Source organism: Nocardia sp. 852002-51101_SCH5132738 (assembly GCF_001665695.1).
Taxonomy (GTDB): Bacteria; Actinomycetota; Actinomycetes; order Mycobacteriales; family Mycobacteriaceae; genus Nocardia; species Nocardia nova.
Map to the genome: position 1 here is coordinate 72891 of NZ_LZML01000023.1, position 19883 is coordinate 92773.

The following is a 19883-nucleotide window of genomic DNA, read 5'->3' on the forward strand; positions in this document are numbered from 1 at the left end:
AGGAGCACGGTGGTCGAGCAAGAGGCAAACGTGACCGGACCACACCGCGATGACGACCCTGCCGGCGTGTTCGGCGGCAATGTGCGGCGACGCCGCGAGGAGGCGGGGCTGACGCTGGAGCAGTTGTCGACACAGTCGTCGGTCAGCCGGGCGATGCTGTCCAAGGTCGAACGCGGTGAGAAGAGCCCGACGATCGGCGTCGCCTCCAGAATCGCCCACGCGCTCGACGCGTCGCTCTCGGACCTGGTCGGCGGGTCGGCCGCTGCCGCATCCGGCGGGGCCGTCGTCCTGCGCAAGAGCGATCGCCCGGTTTTCCGCGACCCGGAAACCGGCTTCGAACGACACATGGTGTCCGCGGCTCCGGGCGCGGGAACAGGCGAGATGATCGTCCACTACCTCCCCGCACAGGTCTCCACCGGGCTGCTGCCCGCGTATCCGCCGGGTACCGAGAAGCAACTCGTGGTGCTCGACGGCGCCCTCACCGTGTTGATCGGCGGGATCAGCGAAACCCTGAACACGGGCGACTCCCTGTTCTTCCAGGCCGACGCGGACCACGGCTTCGCCAACCGGACGAACGCTCCCTGCGAATACATCATGGTCATCTCGCGCAGAACCTGATCGGCCGCCGATCCTCCCACCACCGAGAAGGCAGCGTCCGGCCTGTCGCGCAGGGTGGAGGACAATCGTCTCTCCCGGTTCGGCCGACGAGAGGACACCGATATGGACCGGTGGCGGCGGGAGGCCCTGCGGTCGGCCAACAGCGGACTGCGTAACCAGGTCGAGCGGTTGCTCGATTCCTACGAGCAACAGCACTCCCGGCTCGCGGAGATCAATCAGCGGCTGGAAAACGTTCGGGTGCAAGCCGATTCCGCCGACAGCTCGGTCACAGCGACCGTCGACGCCGGCGGCGTTCTCACCGATCTGTCGCTGTCGGCCGCCGCGCTGCGCAAGCCGGCGGCGGAACTCGTCCGCACCATCGTGGAGGCGACACAGGAGGCCGCCCGCCGGGCTCGCAGGCAGAGCGAGGCCGCCGCGGCGTCGGTCGCGGCCGACCTGGACGACCAACCCGACCTCCCCGACATCCTGGATGAATCGCCGATGCTCCGGGACATCCGCGAATTCTTCCGGGGAACCGACACGTCGGCGGGCGGGACTTCGCCGTAGCCGAGTCCGGCAGACCACGGAACCGGTGACCGGCTCACAAGTGCGCTGGACCGATCATGCCGACTGTCGACCGGAGTGGATCCTCTGAATCGGCTCGGCGGGGACGTGGCTAGGCTCGTGGGCAATTCGCTCGCGATCGGGAACCGATTTGGCCGACTACGCACATACCGACCACGCCAGTAAGGGCCGCGCCGAGAAGGCGCGACGGCTCGCGGCCTATCTGTGGCAGCGCGGAATCTCCGGCGCCGAACTCGCGACGATCCCGGCAGCCACGCGCCGCAAACTCGCGCGGGCCGCCGATACCAATCCGCCCAGCACCGACGAAACGTGGGCGCTGGTCGCGCGGCTGCTCGACGAGAAGGACGGGTGGGCCGCCCGCAACCCGAATCATCCTGCCGCACAACGTGATCACACGGACGAGAAGATCCTGTGGATCAAGCCGCCGGTGACGCCCTGGCTCGCCGACGACGGAAAACCGGCCCCCTGAACCACCGGTCCGACGCGCTCGCACGCCGCAACCCCTACTTCCTCCCTCGATCGGCAACCGGCGGCACCCTTGACAGCAAGAAGTGAACTGGAGTTCACTTCTTGGGTGACCGACGACGCGCACCACTCCGGCACCCGGCCCGCGGCCTGGCGCGAGGACCTGACCAGCGGCGAGGACTCGCTGTTCGCCGACCGACCCGAACCGGAGCAGGGCCCGGCCTACCGCACCCTCACCTACGAGGTGACCGGCCGGATCGCACGCATCACCTTCGACCGGCCCGAGCACGGCAATGCCATCACCGCCGATACTCCGATCGAACTCGCGCACGCGGTCGAGCGCGCGGATCTGGATCCGCGCGTGCACGTGATGGTGGTTTCCGGGCGCGGCAAGGGATTCTGCGGCGGCTACGACCTCTCGATCTTCGCGGAGAACGGCCTGTCCCCCACCGTGTCGGCCCAGCCCACGACCGGGACCGTTCTCGACCCGGTGGTGCAGGCGCGCAACCACAACCCTTGGGGCACTTGGGATCCCATGGTCGACTATCAGATGATGAGCCGGTTCAACCGCGGCTTCTCCAGCCTGCTGCACGCGAACAAGCCGACGGTCGCCAAACTGCACGGATTCGCCGTCGCCGGCGGGACGGATATCGCCCTGTTCTGCGATCAGATCATCTGCGCCGACGACACCAAGATCGGCTACCCACCCACACGCGTGTGGGGCATTCCGGCGGCCGGTATGTGGGCGCACCGGCTCGGCGACCAGCGCGCCAAGCGGTTGCTGTTCACCGGCGACTGCCTCAGCGGCAAGCAGGCCGAGGAGTGGGGCCTGGCCGTGGAGTCCTGTCCGGCGGACGAGCTCGACGAACGCACCGAGCAACTGCTGGAACGGATTTCGCGCATGCCGATCAATCAGCTGATTATGGCGAAATTGGCACTCAACAGCTCACTGCTGGCCCAGGGCGTCGCGAATTCGGGAATGGTGAGCACCGTCTTCGACGGCGTCTCCCGGCACACGCGCGAAGGCTATGCGTTCCAATTGCGCTCGGCCACAGTCGGCTTCCGGGAAGCGGTGCGTGAACGCGACGAACCGTTCGGCGACTGGAAGCGGGCGCAATTCGACCGGTCGGATGGCGTCGAAGACAGGTGAATCCGCGCCCTAGACGAAACAACCCGAGCATCGAACCGGCCGCGACGACTTCGGAGCCTCGGTATCGGAAACTCGGACGACCGTCCGGCGTGCGCCTCAATCCGCGTGCGCAGCGCCACCGATCGCCGACGGCACATCCGATTCGCTCTCGGCACGCGCGCTCACCTTGTCCGCCAGCGATCGCAACGCCCGCGCCTCCGCGTCGGTCAGCTGGTCGACGAACAGCCGCCGCACCAATTCGACATGCCGGGGCGCGGCCTTTTCGAGCGCCCGGCGACCGGAGTCGGTGAGACAGATCAGCCGGCCGCGCGCATCGTCGGCGGCCGGACTTCGCACCACCAGCCCGCGCTTGCCCATCCGCGCCAGATGCTTCGACAGCCGGCTCTTGTCCCAGCAGATCTGCGCGGCGAGGTCGCGGGCACGCACACTCCCCTCGCGCGCGTCGGACAGTGCCACCAGAATTTCGTAGTCGGAGACCGACAGGCCGTCGCTCGCGAGTCCGGCGGCCATCGCGGCGTCGAGGCGCTGACGCAGCCGGATGTACGCGGACCAGGTCCGTTGCTCCTGTTCGTCCAGCCACCGCACCATGGGAATGATCCTACCGAGTAATTGGTTGACATGGACACCAACCGGCCTAGGAGGACACCATGCCCGCGATCACCGTCGACGACATCCTGGTGCTGCCGCGACTGCCCCGACCGGAGCAGACCATGCGGCAGCGGCCGGTCCGGACCGTGACCACCGCCCACAAACAACTCGAGGGCGCCGGATTCGAGGTGCGCCGGCCCTTCCCGAGCCTCGATGTGCGCACCGCGGATCCGTTCATCCTGCTCGACCACATGGGCCCGGTCGCCTACGAGCCCTACCAGGCCAAGGGCGCCCCCTGGCATCCGCACCGCGGTTTCGAAACCGTCACGTACATGATCGACGGCACCATGGTCCACCACGATTCCAACGGCGGCGGCGGAACGATCGCCGAGGGCGACACCCAATGGATGACCGCCGGCTCGGGCATCCTGCACGACGAACTTCCCGCCGAGGACCTGGTGATCTCCGGCGGCGTCTTCCACGGCGTGCAGCTGTGGGTCAACCTGCCGCGGTCGCTGAAAATGGCGGACCCGCGCTACCAGGATCTGCGCGCGAGCGAATTGACACTGGTCACCTCCCACGACGGCGGCGCACTCGTGCGCATCATCGCCGGAAATGTCGGCGGATACGAGGGTCCCGGCTCGACCTATACGCCCATCGCCTACGCGCACGCCTCGATCAGCCCCGGCGCGCGGCTGGAAACGCCGTGGCCGCAGGAGTTCACCGCGATGGCGTACGTGCTGGCCGGCAGCGGCACCGTCGGCGACGAAGGCCGCACCCTCACCGAGGGGCAACTGGCGGTACTCGGCCACGGCGAGGCTGTCGCGCTGACCGCCGACGACCACCAGGACGGACCCACCGGTCAATTCGAGGTACTACTGCTGGGCGGCGCGCCCATTCGTGAACCGGTCGTGCAATACGGGCCGTTCGTGATGAATTCCAAACAGGAAATCATCGACGCCATAACGGATTTCGAGGCCGGGCGAATGGGACATATTCCGGCGGAACATATGACGGGCCGCCGCCTGGGTGAATAAGCGGCTCTCGGCCGTGCGGTTGACAACGGCGGTCGCCATCAGAACAGTAGACTCGGCGGTTCCGGCCCTGCCACCGCGGGGAGTGCGGCCGGTCCGCCGTATCAACCGCAGCTGACATCGAGGAATACATGAACGTTCGCAGGCTAATCGTGACCGGCGCGGGCTTGATCACCCTCGCCGCCCCGATCGTCCTCACCGCCCCGTCCGCCATGGCCGACGGTTTCGTTCCCACCGGTTCCGCCGGTACCGGATCGTCGGGTATCGACGATGCCATCGGTGCCACCGGCTCGGCGGGGCTGACCCAGACGGGTTCGGCGGGAGGCACGTTCAAGAATTGTGACGAGGCCCGGGCGGCGGGTCGTGCCCCGCTGTTCCGTGGTGAGCCCGGCTATTCGCCGCACCTGGATCCCGACGGCACCGGTATGGCCTGCCCGACCGTCTGATCTCCGCGGCACTGGCCGTAGACGAAAAGAACCCGGTGTGACACTGTGTCACACCGGGTTCCGTCGTTTCTGCGGCGTCAGCGGCGGAAGATCTTGATCAGCACCAGCACGCCGACCAGGGCGCCCGCGCCGATCAGGCTGTACTTCACCTTCGGCTCGTTCACCTTCGCCACCACGGCCCTCTTCGTGTTGTCGGCGATCCGCTGCGGGTCCGCCCGCACCGCGAGCTCGTCGAGTGTGCCCGCGAGCCGATTGCGCGCGGCTTCGATCTCCCGCTCGATGTGCTCGGTATCCCTCGCCACATTGTCTCCTGTTGTCGTTCCGGTAGGTCGCTGGGCGTCGAGTCTATCCGCCGCCCCCGATGTCGCGTCCGTTGTCACATCGGTGGGCTACCGTGCTGGCATGACCGATACCAAAAAACTCGGCCCCGGCGATCCCGCGCCGGATTTCACGCTTCCCGACGCCGACGGTAAGCCGGTGTCGCTGGCGGACTACCGAGGCCGCAAGGTGATCGTCTACTTCTACCCGGCCGCCAGCACGCCCGGCTGCACCAAGCAGGCGTGCGACTTCCGCGACAACCTGACCGAGCTGAACGAGGCCGGCCTCGACGTCATCGGTATTTCGCCCGACAAACCGGCCAAGCTGGCGAAATTCCGGGACAACGAGAAACTGACCTTCCCGCTGCTCTCCGATCCGGACCGCGAAGTGCTCCAGGCATGGGGCGCCTACGGTGAGAAGACGATGTACGGAAAGCGCATCACCGGCGTCATCCGCTCCACCTTCCTGGTGGACGAGCAGGGCGTCATCCAGGTGGCGCAGTACAACGTGCGCGCGACGGGACATGTGGCGAAGCTGCGCCGCGACCTGTCGGTGTAGCGCGGACCGGCCGTAGACGAGGCGAGGGGGCCCGCGACGATCGTCCCGGGCCCCCTCGCGGGTGTTTTCGCGGCTGTTCAGTCGCGCTGGGGCATCATCGCGACCATCCAGCGCAGCGTCAGCCGCCAGTGGTTGTCCCACCACTCGGTGAATTCGGCGGTACCGAGCTGTGGCGGCGCCGGCTCGCCCGGAAACAGCAGCGAGCCGTTGGGCGCTCCGACCGGTTCGGTCGGAGCGGGGATCACCGACTTCGTCTGCGGTTGCGCCGAATCCGGCTGCGGCGCCTCCTTGGTCAGGCGCTTCGGCTCACTCGCCGGATCCGAACCGCGCACGCCCAGCCAGGACGAACCGTCCGGACCCCAGCCCGCCGCGGCCGGATCGGCGTCGGACGGATCCGGTGCGGCATGCCGCGGACCCGATGACGGCCGATCGGCGGGACCGTCGACCGGCAATTCCGGAATCGAATCCACCGCCGGCAGACCCGGTTCCGGTCGTGCGTGGCGCGGCCCCCGGCTCGGCTGCGCGTTGCGGGCGTCGGCGAGGCGGGTGGTGGCATCCGAGCGCGGATGATCGGTGAGCTCGTGCACGCCGCCGATGGTCAGACCGCCGGCCAGCACGCTCGCCGCGGCGACGACCGCGACCGAATTGCGTGATACCCGTGCGCGTTCCCCCGTTCCCGCGACGAACGCCTCCGGCTGCACCACGAGTGCCGCACCGATCGCCGACCCGGCCTCCGCCACCGCGCACGGAATCACCGGCGCGTTGAACCCCGCCGACAACACCGCGGCGAGCCCCGGCTGCTCTGCCTCCGAACCGATCGCGACGACCGCGCTGGGCCGCACACCGGCCGCATCCAGCTGATCCCAGGCGGCGGCGATGCCCGGCCGCAGCGAATCCTCGGAGACGAAGCCGGCGGCGGTCGCGGTGGCCGCGACCACGCGGTCGCGATGCGGCGAAATCAGCGAGAAGCCTTGGTATCCCGGGGTCAGCTCGCAGATCAGCAGGTGGTCGAATTCGCTCGCCCAGGTCATCGCGCGGGCCAGTGCCAGATGCGCCGACTTGGCCGAGACCAGCGAGGCCTCGTACCACGGCCCGGAAGCCAGGCCGGTGACGACCGCCCGCCGGCCCGCGGCATCGCGATAGGTCACGGCCGCCCCGGCGATCTCGTACTCCGCGCCGACCCGCGCGGCGAGCCCGTCGAGCAGCGCTTCGATCAGTCCGGGCAATCCGGCCGGCGACGCGGCGCCCAGTTCGGCCACGTGGTGCGCGAGCACCCGGTCGGTCAGTTTCGCACTTCCCTCGCGCAGGGCCACCGCGTCCACGCAGTCGCGAGCGATCGAAGCACCGAGAGTCACCACAGGTCGAACCACCACAGATCAGGCCTTCCGTGTGCAGGAACCGCGCCGGAGAAGCTGCGCCGAGCAGCGGTTCAACGCCGCAGCGGGAATGATCGAAAATCGACCCACCCCCGCCGATGTAGATCTACTCGGTATGTGTTCGTCACCACATTCGGCTTGGATGGGTTATGAATCGGACCGAATCGCGGGTACAGAAGTCGGCACCGTGTGTCATCCGCGTGTCGCTACCGCTAGCCTGGTGGATGTGGTGGAAGCGCGCACGGCACCGAGGTCGAACCGGCGTCCTGATCCGGCGTTGGAGCTGCAGGACGACCCGCAGGAGTTGATGCCGCGCCGGCGGCCCACCCAGGAACGTAGCAAGCGCAAATTCGATGCGCTGCTGCAATCGTCGCGCGAACTATTGGTCGAGGTCGGATTCGAATCGTTCACGTGCGAGGAAGTCGCCGCCCGCGCCGAGGTGCCGATCGGCACGCTGTATCAGTTCTTCGCCAACAAATACGTCATCGTCTGCGAATTGAATCGGCAGGATCTGGTGGCCGTTTCCCAGGAGCTGGCCGACTTCCACGGCGAAATTCCGTCGATGGACTGGTTGCGGCATATGAACAAACTCGTCGACCACCTCGCGGAACTGTGGATGACCGATCCGTCGCGGCGCGAGGTGTGGCTGGCCATGCAGTCGACCCCGTCGACCCGCGCCACCGGTGCCATCCACGAGAAGGAATTCGCCGAGGCGGTGCAGCAGATGCTGCGGCCGCTGATGCCGCGCACCCCGCGCGGGCGCCGCTCGATGATGGCGCAGGTGCTGGTGCACGTGGTGTATTCGATGCTGAATTTCTCGGTACAGGACGGGCTCAGCCACGAGGCGGCCGTGGCCGAACTCAAGCGGCTCATGGTCGCGTACCTGTTGATCGCGGAGAAGGAATCGCGCACCGGACAACGCGATACGACGACCTGATCGCGCGCGATCCGCACCTGTCGCCGACAGGGCTTTCCGTCGCTCCGACGAAGGGCGGAACCGGCGACGTGTGAGCGAGACGTCGCCGGTTCCGGCCTTCGCAGGAGCGACGGGCCGACTGGGGGTGCCGGAGCCCTACCGCCTCAGGGGTTTTCGATCAGATCGGCCAATTCGCCCGGATCCTCGAGGACGACCATCGCGGCGGCCGTATCGCCGTCGTGCGTGATCGACAGGTGAACCCGCACCCGCGGCAGGAATTCCGCTGCCAGCCCGTGCAATTTGATGCTGGGCCGGCCCCAGGCGTCGTTCACCACTTCGATGAGCGGATACGGGTTGTCACCGATCTGCGGGCGGCGCGCGAACCGCGAGGTGGCCCATGCTTTGAGCACGGCCTCCTTGGCCGCCCACCGCGCCGCGAAACTGCGGGCCGGATCGGTGCCCTTGCTCTGACAGTAACGCCGCTCACCCGCGGTGAAACTCTCCCGGAGCATAGTGGTTCCGGCCCGTTCGAGCTGTTCGGCGAAATCGGAGATGGTCACCAGATCCAAGCCGATACCGAGGATGGTCATGAATCCGCAGCCTACGGATTCGGCGGGCCATCATCGGTATCGGCGGATCGTTACCCGGGAGTTGTTACTTCCCGGGGCCGATCTCCCTACTTCTCGGCCTCCCGGTTACCGGCCAGTTCGCCTGTGCCGCAGGAGCCGTGGGCCAGATACAGCCCCTCGGCGCCCAGGCGGGCCTCCGCCGAGAGCAGCACGTCGGCCTCGAGCTGACGGATCTGCTTGGCCGGAGTGCCGTCGCCGCCGAGACGGCGGTCGGCGGGCCGCTCGTACAGCGGTTCCCCACCGCACATCGCCTCGACCAGCCGCTGACGCCCGGCGAGCCGGCGTTCCTCGGCGCGGCGCAGGTAGTCGTCGCGACGCTGCGGATCGAGCGCCTCGACGAAGGCCTGCGGATGCACGACCGCCAGCAGACCGGAGACGTGCCCGAATCCGAGCGAGGTCACCAGACCGGCCTTGAGCGCGAACCGATCCCCGAACCGCAGCGGCTGCCGCGGCCACACCAGGTGCGGGTACTCGGCCATCTTCTCGTCGACGCAGTCGAGGCTGCGGTTCGGCGGAATCACACCCTGCTCCAGCACCTGGCACAGCCCGATCAGCTGGAAGGCGGCCGCACCGCCCTTGGCGTGACCGGTCAGCGACTTCTGCGAAATCACGAACATCGGAGCGCCTTCGGACCGTCCCAGCGCGCCGGCCAGCCGCTCGTGCAGCTCCGATTCGTTGGGATCGTTGGCGGCGGTGGAGGTGTCGTGCTTGGAGATCACCGCGATCTCGTCCGGGGTCACGCCCAGCTTGCGCAGTTCGGCGGCCAGCCGTGATTCCGCACCACCGCGACCCGCGCCGAGCGCGCCCAGTCCGGGAGCCGGGATCGAGGTGTGCACGCCGTCGGCGAAGGACTGCGCGAACGCGACCACACCGAGAACCGGCAGGCCGAACTCCGCGGCGATGTCACCGCGGGCCAGCAGAACCGTTCCGCCACCCTGGGATTCGATGAATCCGCCGCGACGCCGGTCGTTGGCCCGGGAGAAGTAGCGGTCGCTGATGCCCTTGGCGCTCATGGCCGCAGAATCCGCGGTCGCCGACATGTCACCGAAGCCGACGATGCCCTCGATACCGAGATCGTCGTAACCGCCGGCGACCACGACCTCGGCCTTGCCGAGACGGATCTTGTCGACACCCTCCTCGACCGACACCGCCGCGGTCGCACACGCCGCGACCGGATGGATCATGCCGCCGTAGCTGCCGACGTAGGACTGAACCACGTGCGCCAGTGCGACGTTCGGCAACGCCTCCTGCAGGATGTCGTTGGCCCGCGGCTCACCGAGCAGGTTGTCGATGTAGAGCGAGCGCATCGAGGACATGCCGCCCATACCGGTGCCCTGGGTGTTGGTCACCATCGCCGGGTGCACCCAGCTCATCAGCTCGGCGGGGCTGAAGCCGCTGGACAGGAACGCGTCCACGGTGCAGACGATGTTCCACAGCGCCACCCGGTCCACCGAACTCGCCATATCCGGCGAGATGCCCCAGCGGGTCGGATCCCAGCCCTCGGGGATCTGACCGCCGACGGTGCGCGACAGCTTCGCCTTGCGCGGCACCCGAATCTCGGTGCCCGCCTGGCGAATCACCTGCCAGTCGCTCGACTCGGCGACGGGGCTGATCACGGTGTGCTCCGGATCGGCGGCGTAGAACGCGCGCGCCTCGGCCTCGCTGTTGACCACAAAGCTCAGATCCCGGTCGAGGAAGACCGAGGTGAGCAGCGGCGCCGCGTTGTCGATCATGGAACCGTCGTCGCCGTAGCGGCGGATGCCACAGCGCTGCACCACCGCGTCGTGGTAGCGCTCGGCCAGCTCCGATTCCTCGACGTATTCGCCGCTCTCGGCGTCGTACCAGCCCGGCTTCGGGTCGTTCTCCCAGGTGACCAGACCGGTGGTCCACGCCAGCTCCAGGACGCCGGCTGCGGACAGTTCGTCGGCGACCTCCATCTCGAAGCGCGTGCGCGCGGAACCGTAGGGACCGAGCTCACCGGCGCCGACGATCACGACCATATCGGCGAGATCGGCGGTGACAGCGCCCCATTCGGGAGTCGGCAGCGCCGAGGTGAGCGTTGGCGGCACCGGCAGCGCCGGGACCGTCGCCCGCTCGTCGGCGATCGCCTCCGGCTCGCGCTCGACGTCCTCGGCCAGGGCCGACAGGTCCAGCTTCGCACCGGCCAGGCCGCCGGTGAGGTCGATCTGTTGCGGTCCGGTGGCGGTGACGGCGCGGGCCCGCGACGTGCACCACTTGAGCAGCTCGTCGGCCATCTCCTGGGTGGACCAGGTGTGCACGCCGGCCTTCTCGACGGCCGCGACCAGCGGATCGTTATGACCCATCAGGCCGGTGCCGCGCACCCAGCCGATCATCGCGTGGACCAGGGTGACCCGCTGCGCCCACGACTTCTCGACCCGCCACTTGGCGATCACCGCGTCCAGCGCGGCCTTCGACTCGCCGTAGGCGCCGTCGCCGCCGAACATGCCGCGGTTGGGCGAACCCGGAAGCACCACATGCAGTTTCGCGTCCACGTCGTGGTCGGCGCCGAGGGCGGACAGACCGCCGATCAGACGTTCCACCGACCACAGCAGGACCCGCATCTCCATTTCGGCGCGCGCCCCGGCATCGGCCAGATCGCCGGCCACCCGCGGGGCGGCGAACGGCAGCAGCAGCGTCGGGGTCATCGCGGGCTTCACGAGAACCTTCGCGCCGCCGGCGTTGTCGGTCTGCTCGTTGCCGACCCAGTCGATCAGCGCGTCGATATCGGAGTAGGAGGCCATATTCGCCGGCACCACCCACAGCGCGGCCCCCGCACGAGCGTGCTCGCGGTAGAGCTGCTTGTAGAAGGCGAGGCGGTCGTCGTCGAGCTTTGATGTGGTGAGGATGACGGTCGCGCCGCCGGCGAGCAGCCGGCCCGCGATCGAGGCCGCGATGGACCCCTTGCTCGCGCCCGTGATCACCGCGGTATCGGCGGACCAGACACCCTCGTCGGTGCTCACGGCCGCCTCGGCGATCCGTTCATAGGTCCGGGCCAGCACCGAACGCGCTTCGCCCATGGCGAGTTTGCGCCACCACTGCGCCTGTGCCGCAACGGCCTTACCGGCTCCGACGAAACTGTCGACCGTGTCCTCGCCCGAGCCACCCACCCACAGCGTGGCCAGATCCTCGCGGGCGGTGGCCCAGCGGTCGTCGATCAGCACGGCCTTCCGGGCGTCGAAGGCCGGAGCCACCAAACGCGGCCAGTCCGAACCCAATTCGGCCGAGACCAGGTCGACCAGCGATTCGTCGCTCGCCTCCGGCGCCGACACCTGGTCGGTGAGCCCCAGCTGCTCGAGCACCACCCGGGCGGCGGTCGCCAGCACACCGTCGCGACCGGTGATCTGCTCGGTGAATTCACCGAGAGCGGCCGCGTCGACCGTGGCGCCACCGCCACCACCGGCGGCCGGCAGCGCGACGCTGATTCCGCGGCGGGCGGCCACGGCCTGCACCGCGGCGTCGATCGCGGCATCCACCGCGGCGCCGTCGCTCAGCGCGCCGGAGACCAGGCCACCGAGATCCCCGCCGCGCACGCTGGTGCCCTCACGGGTGCCGAGCGACACCTCGGCGGTGACGTGGTGGGCCCAGCCGTCGCCGAGCTGCCACACCTTCTTCACGCGATCGGTGATCGCCGCGGGGCGCTTGCCCGAGGGACCGAACACCTTGCGCAGGTGATCACCGATGGCGTCGGACAGCACCGAGCCGAACGGCTTGTAGGTGCGGGCCAGGCGGTCGACGGTGACCGAGAGGGCGCCCATATCGGCATCCGCGGCGCCGTCGATCGCACCCAGCGACAGTTCGGAGCCGAGGTCGACCAGCAGCTGGTTGCGCCGCGAGGAGACACCGTCGCACAGCGCCTCGATGGTGTCCACGGGACCGATCTGGTCCAGCCGCAGCTTGGTCCACAGCGCGATCAGCACGCGGGTGGCGTCGGCGGCGGTGAAGGTGAGGTCGTCGGGGCGAGGACCACCGGCAGCGGCGACCGGAGCCGGTGCCGGGGCGGCCGCAGCGGCCGTCTCGGCCGGAACCGCTTCGGCCACAGCCTCTTCCGGCTCGTCGACCGGCGCCGGATCGGTGTCGGTGGAGTACACCACGCCGGCCTCGCGCTCGATGTTGAGCACCTCGACCTTGGTGGCGGAGTACTGCGGCAACTTCAGGGTGTTGCTCGCCAGGTTCGCCACGGTCGGCGTCGCCGCCAGGCCGATCTCGACGAACCGCTCCACGCCGAGGCCACCGCGTCCGGTGTCGCCGAACAGCAGATCCTGGGTCTCGATCCAGCGCACCGGGCTGGCGAACTGCCAGGCCAGCAGCTCGATCAGCACCACCCGGCACAATTCTTCCGGACGCGCGGACCACGACTCGAAGTCGTCGAGTACCGAGCGCAGCGGCTCCGACGGCACGTAGTCGGCGATCTCGGCGATGAAGTCGCGCTCCAGCGAGAACGGCCGCGGCACCAGGTTCGGAATGTAGCGCCCGGCAAGGATTTCCGGATGCAGGTTCTCCGGCAGCAGCTCCTCGAGCTTGTTCCGGAACTCGGGCACGCCCTTGCGCAGCACCGTCGAGTGGAACGGTACGTCGATGCCCGGCACCAGCACGAAGGCACGCTTACCGCCGAATTCCGCACGGCGACGCTCGATTTCGGCTTCCAGCTCCTCGAGCCCGGCGACCGTACCGGCGATCGCGTACTGCGAACCGCGCAGGTTCAGGTTCACCACCTCGAGGAACTCGCCGACGCGCTCGCCGACGCCGGCGACGAAGTCGATCACCTCGGCGTCGGGCAGCCCGATCTGCGACGGGCGAATGGCGGCCATCCGATAGTCGCTGCGGCCCTGCGCATCCCGGGGCACCAGCTCGTGCATGGCCGAGCCACGCTGGAACACGACCTCGAGCACGGCTTCCAGCGGCAGCACACCGGCCACCGCGGCCAGCGCGTTGTACTCACCGACGGAGTGGCCGGCCAGCATCGCGCCCTCGACGAACGCACCGGCCTCGCGCAGTTCGGCGACCTGAGCCACGCCCAGGGTGGCCATCGCGACCTGAGTGAACTGGGTCAGATGCAGAACACCCTGCGGGTGACGGTATTCCACGCCCCGCGCCTTGAGGTAGGTCGGGTTGTCGCGCACCACGGCGAGGATCGAGAAGCCCAGAGCTTCCCGGGTGTGCTTGTCGGCGCGATCCCACACCTGCTTGGCGGCCTTCGACCGCGACCGGGCGTCCAGGCCCATCCCCTTGGTCTGGATGCCCTGACCGGGGAAGGCGTAGACGGTCTTGGGAGCCGCGAGCCGGGCGGTTGCGGTCATCACCAGATCACCGCCGGTCCGGCAGGACACCTCGACGATCTCGCAGCCGCGGTCGACGGCGATCCGCTCGACGCGCACATCGATCTGCGCGCCCGGCCGGACCATTCCGAGGAACCGGGTGGTCCAGGCGGTGACAGTGCGTGCGGGCAGCGGAGATTCGGGATCCACGGCCGACACCGCGTGCTGGGCAGCGGCCGACAGCCACATGCCGTGCACGATCGGGCTGCCCAGGCCCGCGAGTTTCGCGGCGGCGTTGCTGGTGTGGATGGGGTTGTGGTCGCCGGAGACCTCGGCGAAGGCGGCCATGGCCCGCGGCGCGGTGAGCGTGACGTCGCGACGACGGCGGCGCGGGGTTTCGGTGGCCTCCTCGGACACGGTCCCGGCCGCGCGCGGCGGATCGGTGAGCTCGTTGCCGCCGTTGCGGCCGCGAATCGCGAAGCGTTCCACCAGCGTTGCGACGGTCGGCGTCTCCAGACCGTGATCGCGCATGACCCCGACGGTGACCCGCACCTCGACGACGCGCCCCAGATCGGTGTCGACCACCGACGCGGATTCCGCGCGAACGCTGAGCACCGCCGGATCACCGGGCAGCTCACGCACCAGGTCGACCTGGTGGTCCAGGTGCACCAGATCCAGCATGCCCTCGATAACACTGCTGACGCTTCCGTTCTCGCCCTCTGCGCGGCTCGCGCCCAGCACGGCGAATACGGCCGGCCAGCACGCGCCGACCAGCACGTCGGGAACCCGGCGGCCGATGGTGCTGAGGCCCTCCGGCAGACCCGAGCCGGTCACACCGGCGTGGTCGGCGACCATATCGGGCGTCCAGGCGAGGTTGACGTGTGCGACGTAAGAGCCGTTGGCGGACTTGACTTCCGGCAGCGCCTGCCCGGCAGCCACGGCCAGCAGGGCCGACATCGCGGTCTCGGCATCGTCTTCGGTCACCACCGGCGCGCCACCGTTGTAGACCGAAGCGGGAACCGTGATCCGGATCCGGACCTCGTTCGCCGGCGACAGCGGGACGGCCAGTTCCACGTAGGCGTTGTCGGCGTCGGGGCCGGTAGCCGGAACCAGGGTGGCGCCGGTCGGCCGGTGCACCGCGCCCTGAGGGTCGACGATCCACTCGTGCAGATCGCCGAGCCGGTGCACCGGGTTGGCGGTGGTGCGCCCGGCCCACTGCACGTCGGGCGCGGCAAGCACGACGTCGATGGCGCCGGAACCGATGTCGGCGCGGCGGCGCCCGTCGACGGCGGCGGGGGTGACGCCGCCGCGGATCAGCGTGTAGGCGGTGTCCTGTTCGAAGCGGTCGAGCAGTTCACCGACCGGCTCGTCGACGCGGGTGATGCCGGCGACCGCGACGGTGCCGGGGATCACGCATACCTGGTCGGCGGCGTAGCGCGGGTCGTGGGCCTGCCACAGCGAGTCCGAGCGCCACCACCGGCGCACGTCGGCGTCGACGACCGGCACGAAGTTGACCGGCTTGCCCGGGGTCTTGCACAGCGAGACGAAGAACGGCACATCGGCCGGGTGCAGGACGGTCTCGGCGGCGGCCGGGTAGTGCTCCTTCAGCGTGCAGATCACGTGCACCGGCCGTTCGAAGACGCTGTCGTCGTCGAACAGGGTCGGGATGCGGCCGCGGTCGGCGGGGTTGAGGCGGCCCTCGGCGCGCCGCACCATCTCGGCGAACCGATCCCGCCAGGTGACGTCGGCCCAGACCGAGCGGGTGGCGTCGGCGATCGCGTCGCCGAGGTCGGTGCCACAGTCGAAGCCGTCGCGACCGGCGCGCTGGTGCTCGGGCAGCAGTGCGGCCAGCTCGACGTAGCGCTCCAGCCAGCGCAGGTAGGTCATACCGGCGACATCGCCGAAGTACGGCTTGGCGGTGCGGTCGAGCGCCTCGATGATCTCGTCGCGGCGCGCGGCCACGGCCTCGGCGTCACCGGCGACCTCGTCGAGCAGGCGCCCGGTCCGCGAGGCGGAGTTGTCGATCTCGTGGATGTCGGCGCCCAATTGGCTACGGCCGGAAGCCATTCCGCCGGTGGCGGTCCCGGCGGCGACCCAGTCGGGGGTACCGGGGGTGTCGACCAGCAGCTGCTTGACCTCGGGTGCGGTGGTGGCCTCCAGGGTGGCCATGGCCGCGGTGCCGACCAGCACGCCGTCCAGCGGCATCGTCGGGTAGCCGTGGGAAACCGACCATTCGCCGGTGAGGTATTCGGTGGCCCGCTCCGGGGTGCCGATGCCGCCACCGACGCAGACCACGACGTTCGCGCGGTTGCGCAGTTCGGCGTAGGTCTCGAGCAGCAGGTCGTCGAGGTCCTCCCAGGAGTGGTGGCCGCCCGCGCGACCGCCCTCGATGTGCATGATCACCGGGTAGTCCGGCACCTCGTCGGCGATGCGCAGCACCGCGCGGATCTGCGCGACGGTACCGGGCTTGAACGCGACGTGGGTGATGCCGACCTCGGTCAGTTCGGCGATCAGCGCCACGGCCTCGTCGAGTTCGGGGATGCCCGCTGTCACGACCACGCCGTCGAACGGGGCGCCGGCCGTGCGGGAGCGCTGCACCAGCCGCTTGCCGCCCAGCTGCAACTTCCACAGGTAGGGGTCGAGGAACAGCGAGTTGAACTGCACGGCCCGGCCGGGCTGCAGCAGGGTCTTCAGCTCGGCGACCCGATCGGCGAAGATCTGCTCGGTCACCTGGCCGCCACCGGCCAGCTCGGCCCAGTGACCCGCATTCGCCGCGGCGGCAACGATTTTCGCGTCGACGGTGGTCGGGGTCATACCGGCCAGCAGAATCGGCGACCGGCCGGTCAGGCGAGTGAAGGCGGTTTCGACCACGATCCGGCCGTTGGGGAGACGAATCGGCTTGGGCGCGAACGCATCCCAGGACGGGGCGACCTGCGGAGCCGCGCCCGGGGTGAAGAGACTGCGCTGACCGGGCCGGGTCGCGGCCGCGACGATGCCCACGCCGGTGCCCTTGAGCGACCCCTGGGTCAAGCGGCTCAGCAGATCACCCGGGCCGATATCCAGAATCCATTGCGCGCCACCGGAAACGGTGTCGTCGACGATCTGCACCCAGTCCACCGGGTCGACCAGAATGCTGCGGGCCAGCTGCGCGGCAAGTTCGGTGTCGATCTCGCACTGCGCGGCCCAGGCCGACACCAGCTCGACGGTCTCGGCCAGCGCGGGGTGATGGAAAGCGACCTCGACCTGGACGTCCTCGAAGACCGGGGCGAACACCGAGCCGCCGCGCTTCTTGGCATCGCGATCGCGGCTCTGCTCGGCGTTGATCTCGGTGCAGCGCTGCCGCACCCGCTCCAACTGGGCCACGGTGCCCGACAGCACCGCGCGTCGGCGGCCGTTGCGAATCGACACCACCGCGGCGATGTTCGGGTCCACACCTTCCGAGACCTCGGCCACGACCGCGCGCAGCTCGTCGGGGTCGACATTGGACACCGCGACCATCGGCGATTTGTCGCCGACCGGAATGAGACCGCGCCGGCGCGCGACCAGTGTGGCCGCCGCGCCGATCAATTGGGCCAGTGCGAGCAGTTCCGCGTCACGCGCACCCTGCGCGGTCGCGGCCTCGGCGGCGAGCAGGCCCTGGGAGTGACCGATGATGCCGGTCGGCGCCTGCTCGGCCGGATCCAGTCCCTGCATCCGCAGCGCCCGCAGTGCGGCGACCTGCGCGAGGAAGACGCCCGGCATCGAGACCGCCGCGGAACGCAGCGCCTGCGCGGACGGCGCCGCCGACTCCTCGCCTTCCTCGCCGTCGGCGAGCTCGTCCTCGAGCATCCACGCGATCGGATCGAAGCCGACGGGCCGGACCACCAGCAGCTGCGCCGCCACCGGTTCCAGCCGCGCATCCGCTTCGTGCACGAGCGCGGTCAACTCGGGCTCGAGCGCACTGTCGCGTCCGATCTCCTCCAGCTCCCGCAGCCACTGCGCACCCTGGCCACCGAAGGCCAGCGCGTACTTCTCACCACCGAGCAGGCGATCCAGCAGCGACGACTTGATACCCGTATCCGAAACTCCCCCAGCGACCTTCGCGTTCGTTCCGGTCCCGGTGCGTTCGTTGATCGTCAAGACGTATCGACTTCCTTCTCGTGGCGGCTCACCCCGCGGGGCCCGCTCTTGCGTGCACAGGCGTCCCTCACCCCTGAGGACCTGACGAAGCCTCAGGTTCGCACAAAATCATGAGGAAAGCCTCACGTTTCCCCGGCCCCCGCGCCCCTACCGTCGAGTATTTCGGTACGGCCGTACAAGAACAACGCCAAACATGACCCTCCCTCATGTTTGAAGTCCCAGGTGGCAGCGTTACTCGGAAGTCAGAAAGTTGAGGGTTCCTCATATTGGGAGTTGCCAAATCGTTATAATCCCAGTTCGTGTTACCCGCGGGTACACGACACCCCCGCGTGGCTTCGCGATCCGCGCCCGGGCCGGTAGAGTTTGGACGGTCGTACCATCACGCGCGAGTGGCGGAATTGGCAGACGCGCTGGATTTAGGTTCCAGTGTCCTCGGACGTGGGGGTTCAAGTCCCCCCTCGCGCACCGCTCGAACACACAAACCTGGCACGTTTGCTGGAAACGCGTGTTTGGGCGACCACTCGAACACCGATTCCCGGCAAATCCGGGGTTCGCTCTTGGTTCGGCGCGTCTGATGTTGGCAGACAACGTGGTTCACCTCGACCTCGCTTCGGCGATGGTGGCCGCGCCCCGCCGGGCGCTAGTGATCTGGCTCACGCGATGTCACAACCGTCGGCTGCGTGGTGTCTTGAGGCCGCATGGCCTCCGGGAATCGCCCGGGCCAGTTGGACATCGCATGGAGCGCCCCGTGAACATCGCACTCTGGATTGCCGCCGGACTACTTGCCCTGGTCGCCCTCGGCAGCGGCATCAGCAAGACCTTCTTGCCCAAGGAGAAGCTGGCCGCACAGCCGGGCGGGGAATGGACCAACGACGTCAGCGCCAGCTTCCTCAAGGCTCTCGGTTGCGTGGAACTGCTGTCCGTCCTCGGCCTGATCCTGCCTGCCGTGCTCGACACCGCACTGGTCATGGTCCCGGTCACCGCCGTGGGCTGGGTCCTGCTCCTGACCGGCGCGATGATCACCCGCGGCCGTCTCGGCCAGTTCAAGCTCGTGGCCGGGGACGCCGTCTACTTCGCCATCGCCGCCTTCGTCGCGTACGGCCGATTCGTCATCGAGCCTTTCGCCAGCTGACCGGACTGTCCCGACACGTCGACCGGCGCTGGTCTAAACCCGAAGCCGGTCCCTTACCCGTGACGGTTCAGACACACAAGCCATCACATTCAGTCCGAGAGGTGCGCTTCCCGCGCACACAGAAGCCACCGTTACCAGATTCCAGTTGACGGCCAAGCGGAGCAACCAACCCGAGCGTCATCGTTTGCGAACCAATCAAAGACGCTGGGATGCAAAGAGTTACCGTCAATGCGCATCGTGGCGTCGTTGAAAACTGTTGCGAGTTAGCCTATGTTAGATCGTGTTGAACACATGGTTTAGGTAAATCTGCCGTATCGAGGGAAACGAGTCCCCCCTCGCGCACCGCTCAACCACTCATTCAAGGCAAATTTGCCGGAAGAGTGTGTCTGGAACACTCCTCGCACACAGATTCCCGGCAAACTTGCCTGGCGTGTGCGCCTTGGTGTTCGAGCGCCGCTCGAACACCGGAAGCGACCTCGAGCACAGCTTCCGAACCGTTCGAATTTCGAGGTCGGTGGTCAGGCGAACCACCACCCGGGCACCCACGCCGCAGCATCCCTGTTCGCAGCATCCCTGTTCGCAGCGTTCGGCCCCGACCTCGGCGGCCGGGCCGTCACACCGGATCAGCAATAGCGCACCGGCGGTGTCGTCGATTCCTATGCGAGTCATCGCGTTGACAGCCACGATGGCGCGT

14 protein-coding genes and 1 tRNA gene are annotated in these 19883 nt (G+C 68.6%); 10 read left to right on the forward strand and 5 right to left on the reverse strand.

Features of this window, described 5'->3' with window-relative positions:
* Positions 1-30: 30 nt before the first annotated feature.
* The 4 genes from A5789_RS02950 (at position 31) to A5789_RS02965 (ending at position 2797) form a co-directional block, all read left to right on the forward strand.
* Positions 31-618, forward strand: coding sequence for an XRE family transcriptional regulator (locus tag A5789_RS02950; protein ID WP_197516542.1), 588 nt, complete (start codon positions 31-33; stop codon positions 616-618).
* 102 nt (positions 619-720) lie between these two features.
* Positions 721-1164, forward strand: a complete 444-nt coding sequence (locus A5789_RS02955; protein WP_064927116.1) for a YbaB/EbfC family nucleoid-associated protein — start codon at positions 721-723, stop codon at positions 1162-1164.
* 148 nt (positions 1165-1312) lie between these two features.
* The gene (locus tag A5789_RS02960; RefSeq protein ID WP_030517823.1) at positions 1313-1651 is read left to right on the forward strand and encodes a hypothetical protein; all 339 of its coding nucleotides are present in this window, start codon (positions 1313-1315) and stop codon (positions 1649-1651) included.
* Between the two features lie 105 nt (positions 1652-1756).
* Positions 1757-2797: a crotonase/enoyl-CoA hydratase family protein gene (locus A5789_RS02965; RefSeq protein ID WP_063015342.1), complete on the forward strand. Its 1041-nt coding sequence runs from the start codon at positions 1757-1759 to the stop codon at positions 2795-2797.
* Between the two features lie 96 nt (positions 2798-2893).
* Here A5789_RS02965 and A5789_RS02970 read toward each other — a convergent pair whose 3' ends face one another.
* Positions 2894-3385, reverse strand: a complete 492-nt coding sequence (locus A5789_RS02970) for a MarR family winged helix-turn-helix transcriptional regulator (RefSeq protein ID WP_064906419.1) — start codon at positions 3383-3385, stop codon at positions 2894-2896.
* Positions 3386-3444: 59 nt separating this feature from the next.
* Between A5789_RS02970 and A5789_RS02975 the strand changes: the two genes are divergently transcribed.
* Positions 3445-4422, forward strand: coding sequence for a pirin family protein (locus tag A5789_RS02975; RefSeq protein ID WP_064906417.1), 978 nt, complete (start codon positions 3445-3447; stop codon positions 4420-4422).
* 128 nt (positions 4423-4550) lie between these two features.
* On the forward strand, positions 4551-4865 hold the full coding sequence (locus A5789_RS02980; protein ID WP_063015339.1) for an excalibur calcium-binding domain-containing protein: 315 nt from the start codon (positions 4551-4553) through the stop codon (positions 4863-4865).
* Positions 4866-4942: 77 nt separating this feature from the next.
* Here A5789_RS02980 and A5789_RS02985 read toward each other — a convergent pair whose 3' ends face one another.
* A complete protein-coding gene (locus A5789_RS02985; protein WP_030517930.1) occupies positions 4943-5167 on the reverse strand; it encodes a DUF3618 domain-containing protein in 225 nt (74 codons plus the stop codon).
* A 100-nt stretch (positions 5168-5267) separates the two neighbouring features.
* Between A5789_RS02985 and bcp the strand changes: the two genes are divergently transcribed.
* Positions 5268-5741 carry a thioredoxin-dependent thiol peroxidase gene (gene bcp, locus A5789_RS02990; protein ID WP_064906415.1) on the forward strand — a complete coding sequence of 158 codons (474 nt, stop codon included), beginning with the start codon at positions 5268-5270 and terminating at the stop codon, positions 5739-5741.
* Between the two features lie 77 nt (positions 5742-5818).
* Here the strand turns inward: bcp and A5789_RS02995 are convergent, their stop codons facing one another.
* Positions 5819-7096: a hypothetical protein gene (locus A5789_RS02995; protein ID WP_156747649.1), complete on the reverse strand. Its 1278-nt coding sequence runs from the start codon at positions 7094-7096 to the stop codon at positions 5819-5821.
* 328 nt (positions 7097-7424) lie between these two features.
* On the opposite strand from A5789_RS02995, the gene A5789_RS03000 reads away from it, so the two are divergent.
* A complete protein-coding gene (locus A5789_RS03000; RefSeq protein WP_228793832.1) occupies positions 7425-8054 on the forward strand; it encodes a TetR/AcrR family transcriptional regulator in 630 nt (209 codons plus the stop codon).
* A gap of 143 nt (positions 8055-8197) precedes the next feature.
* On the opposite strand, the gene A5789_RS03005 is transcribed toward A5789_RS03000, so the two are convergent.
* A complete protein-coding gene (locus tag A5789_RS03005) occupies positions 8198-8623 on the reverse strand; it encodes a holo-ACP synthase (protein WP_030517926.1) in 426 nt (141 codons plus the stop codon).
* Between the two features lie 86 nt (positions 8624-8709).
* Positions 8710-18057 (reverse strand): type I polyketide synthase, encoded by a 9348-nt coding sequence (locus A5789_RS03010; protein WP_064906413.1) that lies wholly within the window; start codon positions 18055-18057, stop codon positions 8710-8712.
* A gap of 383 nt (positions 18058-18440) precedes the next feature.
* On the opposite strand from A5789_RS03010, the gene A5789_RS03015 reads away from it, so the two are divergent.
* Positions 18441-18522: transfer RNA gene (locus tag A5789_RS03015), tRNA-Leu, on the forward strand.
* Positions 18523-18805: 283 nt separating this feature from the next.
* Positions 18806-19189 carry a DoxX family protein gene (locus A5789_RS03020; protein WP_064906477.1) on the forward strand — a complete coding sequence of 128 codons (384 nt, stop codon included), beginning with the start codon at positions 18806-18808 and terminating at the stop codon, positions 19187-19189.
* Positions 19190-19883 lie beyond the last annotated feature (694 nt).